At 76.8% G+C, this 10891-nt stretch carries 13 protein-coding genes; 9 read left to right on the forward strand and 4 right to left on the reverse strand.

Annotated features, from left to right (window positions below; translation table 11 throughout):
* Positions 1-82 precede the first annotated feature (82 nt).
* Genes BLR12_RS22050 through BLR12_RS22060 form a run of 3 tightly spaced genes read left to right on the forward strand, consistent with a single transcriptional unit; the run spans position 83 to position 3029 of the window.
* On the forward strand, positions 83-898 hold the full coding sequence (locus tag BLR12_RS22050) for a lysophospholipid acyltransferase family protein (RefSeq protein ID WP_091382521.1): 816 nt from the start codon (positions 83-85) through the stop codon (positions 896-898).
* Complete coding sequence (locus tag BLR12_RS22055; protein ID WP_176832638.1) at positions 895-1899, forward strand: NAD(P)H-dependent glycerol-3-phosphate dehydrogenase; 1005 nt, start codon at positions 895-897, stop codon at positions 1897-1899. The genes BLR12_RS22050 and BLR12_RS22055 overlap by 4 nt, the downstream gene beginning before the upstream one ends.
* On the forward strand, positions 1896-3029 hold the full coding sequence (locus BLR12_RS22060) for a cystathionine gamma-lyase (RefSeq protein WP_091382522.1): 1134 nt from the start codon (positions 1896-1898) through the stop codon (positions 3027-3029). Before BLR12_RS22055 ends, BLR12_RS22060 begins: the two co-directional genes overlap by 4 nt.
* A gap of 7 nt (positions 3030-3036) precedes the next feature.
* Here BLR12_RS22060 and BLR12_RS22065 read toward each other — a convergent pair whose 3' ends face one another.
* Positions 3037-3777: a CDP-alcohol phosphatidyltransferase family protein gene (locus BLR12_RS22065; RefSeq protein ID WP_091382524.1), complete on the reverse strand. Its 741-nt coding sequence runs from the start codon at positions 3775-3777 to the stop codon at positions 3037-3039.
* Positions 3778-3867: 90 nt separating this feature from the next.
* On the opposite strand from BLR12_RS22065, the gene BLR12_RS22070 reads away from it, so the two are divergent.
* On the forward strand, positions 3868-4983 hold the full coding sequence (locus tag BLR12_RS22070; RefSeq protein WP_091382525.1) for a D-alanine--D-alanine ligase family protein: 1116 nt from the start codon (positions 3868-3870) through the stop codon (positions 4981-4983).
* A complete protein-coding gene (locus BLR12_RS22075; protein ID WP_091382526.1) occupies positions 4980-5621 on the forward strand; it encodes a hypothetical protein in 642 nt (213 codons plus the stop codon). The genes BLR12_RS22070 and BLR12_RS22075 overlap by 4 nt, the downstream gene beginning before the upstream one ends.
* Before the next feature lie 121 nt (positions 5622-5742).
* On the opposite strand, the gene BLR12_RS22080 is transcribed toward BLR12_RS22075, so the two are convergent.
* Positions 5743-6267 (reverse strand): DUF3515 domain-containing protein, encoded by a 525-nt coding sequence (locus BLR12_RS22080; RefSeq protein WP_091382527.1) that lies wholly within the window; start codon positions 6265-6267, stop codon positions 5743-5745.
* Between the two features lie 80 nt (positions 6268-6347).
* Positions 6348-6581, reverse strand: coding sequence for an Lrp/AsnC ligand binding domain-containing protein (locus tag BLR12_RS22085; protein ID WP_091382528.1), 234 nt, complete (start codon positions 6579-6581; stop codon positions 6348-6350).
* Positions 6582-6673: 92 nt separating this feature from the next.
* Between BLR12_RS22085 and BLR12_RS22090 the strand changes: the two genes are divergently transcribed.
* The 3 genes from BLR12_RS22090 to BLR12_RS22100 are packed head-to-tail and all read left to right on the forward strand — an operon-like array spanning position 6674 to position 8818.
* On the forward strand, positions 6674-7708 hold the full coding sequence (locus tag BLR12_RS22090) for a thiamine-phosphate kinase (protein ID WP_255363702.1): 1035 nt from the start codon (positions 6674-6676) through the stop codon (positions 7706-7708).
* Positions 7692-8195, forward strand: coding sequence for a GNAT family N-acetyltransferase (locus BLR12_RS22095; protein ID WP_091382530.1), 504 nt, complete (start codon positions 7692-7694; stop codon positions 8193-8195). Before BLR12_RS22090 ends, BLR12_RS22095 begins: the two co-directional genes overlap by 17 nt.
* Complete coding sequence (locus BLR12_RS22100; protein WP_091382531.1) at positions 8192-8818, forward strand: cytidylate kinase-like family protein; 627 nt, start codon at positions 8192-8194, stop codon at positions 8816-8818. The genes BLR12_RS22095 and BLR12_RS22100 overlap by 4 nt, the downstream gene beginning before the upstream one ends.
* A gap of 83 nt (positions 8819-8901) precedes the next feature.
* Here BLR12_RS22100 and rpmB read toward each other — a convergent pair whose 3' ends face one another.
* Positions 8902-9093, reverse strand: a complete 192-nt coding sequence (gene rpmB / locus BLR12_RS22105; RefSeq protein WP_012950027.1) for a 50S ribosomal protein L28 — start codon at positions 9091-9093, stop codon at positions 8902-8904.
* Positions 9094-9256: 163 nt separating this feature from the next.
* On the opposite strand from rpmB, the gene BLR12_RS25600 reads away from it, so the two are divergent.
* Complete coding sequence (locus tag BLR12_RS25600) at positions 9257-10885, forward strand: DAK2 domain-containing protein (protein WP_091382533.1); 1629 nt, start codon at positions 9257-9259, stop codon at positions 10883-10885.
* Positions 10886-10891: the final 6 nt, after the last annotated feature.

A 10891-nucleotide genomic window follows, 5' to 3' on the forward strand; every position in this document is an offset into this window, starting at 1 on the left:
GTGCGCCGGGCCGGACTCCGCAGGGCCGATCATGGGGGACGTCCCGGCCGACCCGGCACGGGCGCGCAGGAGGGAGGACGCGGTGACGCAGGACGGGTCCCCGGACGCCGGGGTGTCACGTCGCGGCGCCGCCGTGCCGTCCCGCTGGCGCACCCGCAGGCCGCTCCCGCCGGCGCTGCTGTTCTGCGTCCTGGTCATCCACCCGGTCACCGTGCTGCTGTTCCGGATGCGCTACCGGCACGCCGAGCGCTTTCCGCGCACCGGCCCGGTGCTCGTGGTGGCCAACCACGTGTCGGTGCTGGACCCGCTGGCCTGCGCGCGGCTGGTCTGGGACTGCGGCCGCGTGCCGCACTTCCTGGCCAAGGAGGCGGTCTTCCGCGGCTGGGCCGGGCGGATCCTGCGCGCCGCCGGGCAGATCCCGGTCGCCCGCGGCTCGGCCGACGCGCGCACCTCGCTGGCCGCCGCGGAGGCCGACCTGCGCGCGGGGAACATCGTCGTCATCTACCCCGAGGGGTCGGTGACCCGCGACCCCGACTGGTGGCCGATGGAGGCGCGCACCGGCGTGGCCCGGCTGGCGCTGGCCACCGACGCCGTCGTCCTGCCGGTCGCCCAGTGGGGCCCGCAGCGGGTGCACGACTACCACACCAAGCGGCTGCACCCGCGGCTGCGGGCACCGGCGGAGTACTCGGTGGGCGAGCCGCTGGACCTCGCCGGGCTGCGGGCGCAGGTCCGTGGGGGCCGGCCGCTGACCGGGGAGCTGCTGCGCGAGGTGACCGACCGCATGATGGCCTCCGTGCGCGACCAGCTGGCCGAGCTCCGCGGGGAGCCGGCACCCCTCACGACCACCCCGCACCCCCGGCGGGCGCTGCGCCGCGACCGGCCGGAAGGCGCCGCGTGAGCCCGGTGACGCGGGCCGCCGTCCTGGGCGCCGGCTCCTGGGGGACGACGTTCGCCAAGGTGCTGGCCGACGCCGGCTGCACGGTGCGGCTGCACGCCCGCCGTCCCGAGCTGGCGCACGCCATCGGCGAGACCCGGGAGAACGGCGACTACCTGCCCGGCATCCGGCTGCCCGACCGGCTCTCGGCCACCGCGGACCCCGCCGAGGCCCTCGACGGCGCCGCGATCGTGGTGCTCGCCGTCCCCTCGCAGTCGCTGCGGACCAACCTCACCGAGTGGGCGCCGCTGCTGCCGGACGACGCGGTCCTGCTGTCGCTGATGAAGGGCGTCGAGCTCGGCAGCACCAAGCGGATGAGCCAGGTCATCGGCGAGGTGACCGGTGCGGGCCCCGACCGGGTCGCGGCGCTGTCGGGCCCGAACCTGGCGCGCGAGATCGCCGAGGAGCAACCGGCCGCCACCGTGGTGGCCTGCGTCGACCACGACCGGGCCGCGCAGGTGCAGGCCGCCTGCCACACCCCCTACTTCCGCCCGTACACCAACACCGACCTGGTGGGCTGCGAGCTCGGCGGCGCGGTGAAGAACGTGATCGCGCTGGCCTGCGGCATCACCGGCGGGATGGGCTTCGGGGACAACACCCGGGCCTCGCTGATCACCCGCGGGCTGGCCGAGACCACCCGGCTGGGCGCGGCCCTGGGGGCCGAGCCGGCCACCTTCGCCGGGCTGGCCGGGCTGGGCGACCTGGTGGCCACCTGCAGCTCCCCGCTGTCGCGCAACCGCACCTTCGGTGAGCGGCTGGGGCGCGGCATGTCCGTCGAGGAGGTGCAGCGCACCACCCGGCAGGTGGCCGAGGGGGTGAAGAGCTGCCAGCCGGTGCTGGACCTGGCCCGGGCGCACGGGGTGGACATGCCGGTGACCGAGGCCGTCGTCAAGGTGTGCCACGAGGGGGTCCCGGTGCGCCAGATCGTGGAGGAGATCATGTCCAGGGAAGCGAAGCCGGAGTGAGCGACGCGACGTGGGGGGACGGCACCCGGTCGGTGCGCGCCGGTGAGGACGCGCCCGTGCCGGGCGCGCCGCTGCGGCCCTCGCCGGTGCTCGCCGCCCCCTTTCACCTGGGCGCCGCCCCGCCGGGTGCGGACGGCGCCGACACCTACGCCCGCACCGGGCAGCCGACGCTGCGGGTCTTCGAGGCCGCCGTCGGCGAGCTGGACGGCGGCCGGTCGCTGTCCTTCGCCACCGGCATGGCCGCGATCAGCGCCGCGGTGCTGGCCGTGGCCGGCGCCGGGGACCGCGTGGTGCTGCCCTCGGACGGCTACTTCACGACCCGGCTGCTGGCCCGCGACCAGCTCGAGCGGTTCGGGGTCACCGTCGAGTACGTGCCCACCACCGAGATCGGGGCGGTCGCGGCCCGCGGCGACCTCGACGGCGCCCGGTTCGTGATGCTGGAGACGCCGAGCAACCCGCTGCTGGACGTGTGCGACGTCGCCGCCGTCGCCCGCGCCACCCGCGCCACCGGAGCCGTGCTCGCGGTCGACAACACCACCGCGACGCCGCTGGGTCAGCGGCCGCTGGACCTCGGTGCCGACCTCACGGTCGGCAGCGACACCAAGGCGCTCACCGGGCACAGCGACCTGCTGCTCGGCCACGTCAGCACCCGCGACGACGAGCTGTACACCCGGCTCAAGGTCTTCCGCGACCACACCGGCGCCACCCCCGGCCCGTTCGAGGCGTGGCTGGGCCACCGGTCGATGAGCACGCTGGACCTGCGGCTGGCCCGCCAGGCGGCCACCGCCGCGGCGGTCGCGGACCTGCTCGCGGCGCACCCCGCGGTGACCGGCGTCCGCTGGCCCTGGCGGCCCGGCGACCCCTCGCACGAGCTCGCCACCCGGCAGATGCTGCGGCCCAACGGCGTGGTCTCCGCGGAGGTGGCCGACGAGGCGGCGGTCGGCCGGCTGCTGGGCGCCAGCCGGCTCTGGACGGCGGCCACCAGCTTCGGCGGGGTGCACAGCAGCGTCGACCGGCGCGCGCAGTGGGGTGGGGACGCCGTCCCGGCCGGGTTCGTGCGGCTGTCCTGCGGCATCGAGGACACCGCCGACCTGGTGGCCGACCTCACCGCTGCCCTCGACGCGGTCTGAGGTCTCCTCAGGCGGCGATCCGGCGCCGGCGGGCGGCGCGCGCGGTCAGCCACAGGCTGACCCCGACGTAGTAGGCGAGGTAGGCCAGCGACAGCGCCACGACGACCGCGGAGGGGTCGGGGACCTGCAGCAGCAGGACGGCGTAGAGGACCAGCCAGACCGCCGTCAGCAGCAGGCTCAGGCCGCGCAGGGCCGTCGTCCGCGACGGGTAGAGGTAGCGCACCGGCACGAACACCAGCACCGAGCAGACGACCAGCACGGTCGCGACGACGGCCGGGGCCAGGTCCAGGACGACGGCGTAGAAGGCCACCACGTTCCAGTAGCTGGGGAAGCCGAGGAAGGTGTGGTCGTCGGTCTTCGCGTCGACCCGGCAGAACTGGTAGCTGGAGGCCAGCAGCGGCAGCGCGGCCACCACCCAGCCCGCGGCGCCCTCGGGCAGCGACCCCGTCGTCCACAGCAGCACGACCGGGGCGAAGGCGTAGGTGAGGTAGTCGACGATGTCGTCGAGGCGGGCGCCGTCGAACCAGGGGATCGTCTCCTTGACCCGCAGCCGCCGGGCCAGCATCCCGTCGGTGCCGTCGACGACGAGGGCCACCAGGCCCAGCCACAGGGCCGCCACCGCGTCGCCGTCGAAGGCCGCGAGCACGATCAGCAGCCCGAGCACCGTGCCGCTGGCCGTGTAGAGGTGGACGGCGGCCCCGGCCAGGCGCAGTCCGCGCGTGGGGGTCGCGGTCCCGATCTCGCTCATCGGCGTCGAGGTTCCCACACCGGGGTCGCCTCGGCCCCGACCTGCCCGTCGTCCGGGCTCCGCGGGCGGCCTCCACTAGGGTCGGCCGCGATGAGCGGACAGGCGGGCAAGCTGCGGATCGCGGTCGTCTTCGGCGGCCGCAGCGCGGAACACTCCATCTCCTGCGTCTCCGCCGGGGCGGTCCTCGCGGCGCTGGACCCCGACCGGTACGACGTCGTCCCCGTGGGCATCACCCGCGAGGGCGCCTGGGTGCTGCCCGACCCGGGGCTGCGCCTGGCGATCGTCGACGGCGCCCTGCCCGAGGTCACCGGCGGGACGGCGGTGACGCTGGCCGGCGACCCGGCCGACCCCGGCCTGCTGCGGCTGGACGGCGCGGGCGGGCGGATCGGCGTCGACGTCGTCTTCCCGGTGCTGCACGGCGCGTACGGCGAGGACGGCACGATCCAGGGGCTGCTGGAGATGAGCGGCATCCCCTACGTGGGCTCGGGCGTGTTCGCCAGCGCGGCGTCGATGGACAAGGAGTTCACGAAGAAGCTGCTGGCCGCCGCCGGCCTGCCGCAGGGCGACCACGTGGTGCTCCGGGACCCGTCCGGTGCGCTGTCCGCCGACCCGGCGGTGCTCGACGCCGCGACCCGCGAGCGGCTGGGCCTGCCGGTGTTCGTCAAGCCCTCCCGGGCCGGCTCCAGCATCGGCATCACCAAGGTGACCGACTGGGCGCAGTTCCCCGAGGCCGTCGTGACCGCCGCCGCCGTCGACGCCAAGGTGCTCGTGGAGGCCGCCGTCCCCGGGCGGGAGATCGAGTGCGGCGTCCTGGCCGTCCCCGGCGGCGGGCCGCCCGAGGCGAGCCTGCCGGCCGAGATCCGGTTGCACGCGGGCACCGACTGGTACGACTTCGCCGCCAAGTACCTCGACGACGCCGCCGACTTCGACGTCCCGGCCGACCTGACCCCCGAGCAGACGCGGGCGGTGCAGGCGGCGGCCTGCCGGGCCTACCTGGCCATGGACTGCCGGGGGCTGGCGCGGGTCGACTTCTTCCTGGGCACCGGCCCTGGCGGCGCCGAGCGGCTGGTCGTGAACGAGGTCAACACCATGCCCGGCTTCACCCCGATCTCGATGTACCCGCGGATGTGGGCCGCGACCGGCGTGGACTTCGCCACGCTGGTCGACCGGCTGGTCGAGGTCGCGCTGGACGGCACGCGGGCGTGACCCCGCCGGCGGTCGTCCGGCTCGGCGGGCTGGTGCTGCTGGCCCTGCTGATGGGTTGCGCGACGCCGTCCGACGGCGCTGCGGACGCCGCCCCCGCCGCCGCGACGCCGGGCAGTCCCGGAGAGCTCGAGGACCTGCTGGTGCCCGCCGTGCCCTCGGGCCTGCCGCGGGTGCCCGACGACTCCCTCACGCCGCCGGCGGGGGAGAAGTCGCTCGCGGACGTCGCCGGCTACGCCGAGGACCCCGCCCGCGAGCGCGAGGTGCTCGACGACTACGGCTACCGGTTCGGCTGGGAGCGCTACTGGGGCTCCGGCTCGGGCCCGCTGACCACCGTCTTCGCCTCCCAGTTCCACACCGTCGGGGGCGCGGGCGAGTTCACCGCGGACCTGGCCGAGCACGACGCGGACGTGTACGGCGGCGTGCTGAGCCACGACCCGCCCGGCCTGCCGCCCGGCTGCCGGCTGCTGGTCCTCGCCGACGGCGCCCCGGAGGAGGGCGTGGCTGAACCGGCGGCGTTCGCGTGGTGCGCACACGGGGCGTTCAGCGTGGCGGTGACCGCCGTGGCCGGGTCGGCGGCGGCGGCCGAGGAGGAGGTCCGGGCCGTCGTGACCGCCCAGCTGGAGCGGCTGCCCGCCTGACGAGCGTCCCGGGCGGCCCCGTCCAGAGGCTCGCCGCAGGCCTCGTCCCGGGTCCCACCCCGGGCCCGCGAAGGGTGGGGAGGACGAGGTCCTCTCACGGTGAGGAGGACGGGGTCCTTCCTCAGCCGTCGGTGTCGATGGGCTGCAGCGGCAGGGTGTCGTTGATGACCGGCCCGAGCGCGGTGACCGGGGCGCTGTCGGTGTCGGCGGAGACGGTGACCTGCACGTAGACCGGCCGGTCGACCGCGGTCCACACGATGCGGTCGGGGTCGGCGGTGTCGACCAGCCAGTTCACGCCGCTGATCTGGATCAGCGGGGACGTCGGCTCCAGCGCGGCGGGCCGCTCGACGCCGCACCGCAGCACGACCGGCGGCTCTCCCCAGGCGTAGACGTAGGGGCTGTCGGAGTCGACCCGGCGGGACTGCTCGCCGGCCAGCTCCAGCGGCAGCTCGCCGAGGAGGTCCTCGCAGGGCGCCTCGGCCTCCGGGGGGATCGGCGGGGCCTCCACCGGCAGCGGCGGCAGGTCGGCCCGCTCCGGCACCGGGGTGTTCCCGACGTCGGCGACCGGCTCGGCGTCGTCCCCACCGAGGACGCGGGTCAGCACCAGCAGCACGACGACCAGCGGCAGGACGACCGCGGTGACCACGAGGGCCAGCCGCCGCAGCGGGTCCTCCGGCCGGGAGGGCGGCTGCTCCCCGGGAGCCGGGTCGTTCTCGGTCAGGGCGCTCAGATGTTGACGACGGGGCAGGTCAGCGTGCGCGTGATGCCGTCGACCGACTGCACCCGGGCCACGACCAGCCGGCCGAGCTCGTCGACGGTCTCGGCCTCGGCGCGCACGATCACGTCGTAGGGGCCGGTGACGTCCTCGGCCTTGGTGACACCCGAGATCTCGCTGATGGTCGTCGCCACCTGGGCGGCCTTGCCGACTTCGGTCTGGATCAAGATGTAGGCGTGGACCACGGGAGACCCTTCCTCGGGCAGCGCTGCAGGTGCGGCGTCCGCGGCGGTGGGCGGACAGTTGCGCAACCTACCCCAGCGACCTGGAGTGACCGGTGACTCGTCCCCGCCCGTTGGTCCCGCGCGACGACCCCGCCGACAGCGTGCGGGTCGTCGGCGAGTTCGGCGTCATCGCCCGCGTGCTGGCGCGCTCCGGCGCGGCCCGGGTGGCCGAGGTCGGGCCGGGGGACGACGCCGCCGTGCTGCGCGCGCCCGACGGCCGCGTGGTCGCCACCACCGACGTCCTCGTCGAGGGCCGGCACTTCCGGCGCGACTGGTCCTCGGCCGAGGACGTCGGGCACAAGGCGGCGGCGGCCAACCTCGCCGACGTCGCCGCGATGGGCGGGGTGACCACGGCGCTGCTGGTCGGGCTCGCCTGCCCGCCGGACACCCCCACGACGTGGCTGGAGGGCGTGGCCGCGGGCCTGGCCGCCGAGTGCGCGCCGCTGGGGGCCGCGGTGGTCGGCGGGGACACGGTGTCGTCGGCGCCGGACAGCGGCGCCGTCGTCCTGTCGGTGACGGCGCTGGGCGACCTCGGCGGGCGGGCCCCGGTGCTGCGTTCGGGTGCGCGGCCCGGCGACGTGCTGGCCCTGGCCGGCCGGCTGGGCTGGTCGGCGTGCGGCCTGGCGGTGCTGCGGCGCGGGTTCACCAGCCCGGCCGCGGCGGTGGCCGCGCACCGCCGCCCGGCGCCGCCGTACGCGGCCGGCCCCGCGGCGGCCGACGCGGGCGCGACGGCGATGTGCGACGTCAGCGACGGCCTGCTCGCCGACGCCGGCCACCTCGCCGAGGAGAGCGGCGTGCTGATCGACGTGGACCGCGCCGCGCTCGTGCGGGCGACCCTGGAGCTGCCCGGCCCCCTGCAGCAGGTGGCGGCCGCTCTCGGCGGTGACCCGATGGCCTGGGTGCTCACCGGCGGCGAGGACCACGCCCTGGTGGCCACCTTCCCGGCCGGCGCCGCGCTGCCGGAGGGCTGGACGCCGATCGGCGCGGTGCGCGACGGGGGTCCGGGCGTGCGGGTGGACGGCCAGCCGGCCGAGGCGGCTGCCGCCGCCGTCGGCGCGGAGGGGACCGGGCATGCGCACTTCCGCTGACGCGCGCCTGGCCGACGGGCGGGCCGTCGTGCTGCGCCCGGTGCCCTACGACGACCCGCTCGCCCGCGAGATGGTGGCCCGCGTGCAGCAGGAGTACGTGGTCCGCTACGGCGGGCCCGACGAGGCGGTGGTCGACCCGGCGGAGTTCGTGCCGCCGGTGGGGCTGTTCCTCGTCGCCGAGGTGGACGGCGTCCCCGCCGGGTGCGGCGCCTGGCGGGTGCACCGGCGTGGTGTCGCCGAGGTCAAGCGGGTGTACGTGGCGCCGGGGTACCGCCGGCAGGGGCTGGCGCAGCTGCTCATGGCCGCGCTCGAGCGGAGCGCCGCGGCCACCGGCCACCACTCGGTGGTGCTGAACTCCGGGTCCGAGCAGCCCGAGGCGCTGGCGCTCTACGCCGCGCTCGGCTACACACCGACAGCCGGCTACGGCGTGTACGCCGACGCACCCGGCGCGGTGTTCCTGGGCAGGCGGCTGGAGGAGGAGCGGTGAGCGGGGTCGTCACCATCTCGGCGTCCTACGGGGCCGGCGGCGCCGAGGTCGGCCCGGCCGTCGCCGCGCGCCTCGGGCTGGTCTTCCATGACCGCGCCATCCCCGCGCAGGTGGCCGGGCGGCTCGGCGTCCCGCTGGCGGAGGCAGAGGCGAACGACGAGAACGTCGCCCGGGGGCTGTGGCGCATCGTCGCCTCGCTCGGCACCATGCCCGACCCGATGGGCGGCGTCGTCCCGGTCACCGAGCAGCTCGACGAGCGGACCTTCCGCCAGCAGACCGAGCGGGTGGTGCGCGAGATCGCCGACGGGTCGGGCGGGGTGGTGCTGGGGCGGGCGGCCGCGGTGGTGCTCGGCGAGCGCCCCGACGCGCTGCACGTGCGGCTGGACGGTCCCGAGGAGCGGCGGCTGGACGCCGTGGTGGCGCGCACCGGGCGACCGCGGGCCGAGGTCAAGCGCGAGCTGCGGGCCAACGACGCGGCGCGCGAGGGCTACGTGCGGCGGAACTACCGGGTCGACCCCGCGGCGGCGCGCAGCTACCACCTGGTCGTCGACAGCACCGCGCTGCCGCTGCAGACGGTGGTCGACCTCGTGGTCGAGGCCGCCCGCGCCCGCGGTGTCGGCTGAGGTTCCGCCCGCTGAACCCGAGAGGCCCAGAACCGCGGGGGTTCTGGGCCTCTCGGGTTCAGCGACCGGTCGCTCGGCGACCGTCAGGCGCGGACGACCTTGCCCGCGCGGATGCACGAGGTGCAGGCGTTGATGCGACGACGGTTGCCCGGGGCGACGAGCGCCCGCACGGACTGGATGTTCGGGTTCCAACGGCGCGGCGTGCGGCGGTGCGAGTGCGACACCGACATACCGAAACCGGGCCCCTTGCCACAGACATCGCACACGGCAGCCACGGTGGATCACTCCCAGAGATTCGTTCACGGACGGCGGCACGCCGACGCGCCCGCACTGAAGACCGTCCAGCAGTCTAACCGTTCTCCGCAGCGGGCGTCGCGGAGGTCGCCCGACGCCGGTCGCGCGCCCGGCACCGTCGGTCCTCCTGGGTACCCTCCGGCCGTGCTGCGGGCGCTCGACGACGCCGCGGTCGGCCAGTGGTGCCGGGCCGCGGTCGCCGCCCTGTCCGCGGCCCGGGGCCGCCTGGACGACCTCAACGTCTTCCCCGTGCCCGACGGCGACACCGGCACCAACCTGCTGGCCACCGTCGAGGCCGCCCGGGCCGCCCTGGACGAGGCCGGGCCGGACCGCACCGAGCCCGCCTGGGCGCTGCTGGCCCGCGGCGCGGTGCTGGGCGCCCGCGGGAACTCCGGCACCATCCTCGCCCAGCTGTGGCGCGAGCTGGCCGACCAGCTGGCCGCGCAGCCCGCGGCCGACGGGCCGACGCTGGCCGCCGCGCTGCAGAAGGCCGCCGAGGCCGCCTACGGCGCGGTGGCCGACCCGGAGGAGGGGACCTTCCTCACCGTGGCCCGGGCCGGTGGCGAGGCGGCCGTCGCCGCGGTCGCCGGTGGCTCCACCGGCCTGGACGCGGTCGTGCGGGCCGCCGCCGACGGCGCCCGCGCGGCCCTAGAAGCCACGCCGGGACAGCTGGCCGCGCTGCGCGACGCCGGGGTGGTCGACGCCGGGGGAGCGGGGCTGTGCCTGGTCCTCGACGCGCTGGTGACGACGGTGACCGGTGTCGAGCCGGACCGCCCGCCGCTGGTCCGCCGGCAGGAGCGGGGGGTGCACGCCGGCCACTCCCACGGGCACGACCGCGGGAACCTGCCCCACCAGCCGCCCGCGGGCCCGGGCAGCGAGGTGCAGTACCTGCTCGCGGACAGCGACGAGGTGGCCGTGGCGCGGCTGCAGGACCGGCTGGCGGCGCTCGGCGACAGCCTGGTGGTGGTCGGCGTCGACACCCCCGCCGGGCGCGAGTGGAACGTGCACGTGCACGTCGGCGACGTCGGTGCCGCGATCGAGGCCGGCATCGAGGCGGGCCGCCCGTACCGCATCTCGGTCTCCCCGCTGGCCCCGGTTCCCCCGCCGGCGCCGGTGCCGGACACGCGGGCGGTCGTCGCCATCGTCCCCGACGGCGGGCTGGCCGGGCTGTTCGGCGGCGAGGGCGCCACCGTCGTCCCCCGCGGCCCGGCCGGGGTGGCCGAGGACGACGTGCTCGCCGCGGTGCTGGGGTCGGGCGCGGCGGGCGTCGTCGTCCTGCCCAACGACGCCGGCCTCACCGCGGTGGCCTCCCGGGCCGCCGAGCGGGCCCGCGAGGAGGGCCGCGACGTGGCCGTGGTGCCCACCCGCTCACCGGTGCAGGGCCTCGCCGCGCTGGCCGTCGCCGACCCCTCCCGCCGCTTCGGTGACGACGTCATCACCATGGCCGAGGCGGCGGCGGCGACCCGCTCGGCGGAGCTCACCGTCGCCGGGCACGAGGCGCTGACCAGCGCGGGCCGCTGCGCGCCCGGGGACGTGCTGGCCTCGGCCGAGGGCGACGTCGTCCTCATCGGCGAGGCGGCGGCCGCGGTCGCCTGCGAGCTGCTCGACCGCATGCTGTCCGCCGGTGGCGAGCTGGTCACCCTCGTCGTCGGCCCGGATGCCGCCCTGGCCGCCGCCGTCTGCCGGCACCTGGCCGGCGCCCACCCGACGGTCGAGGTGACCCGCTACGACGGGGCGCCGGAGGGGGTCCTGCTGCAGGTGGGGGTGGAGTAGTGGCCG

Origin of the sequence: Geodermatophilus sp. DSM 45219, assembly GCF_900104025.1 — a bacterium.
Classification (GTDB): domain Bacteria; phylum Actinomycetota; class Actinomycetes; order Mycobacteriales; family Geodermatophilaceae; genus Geodermatophilus.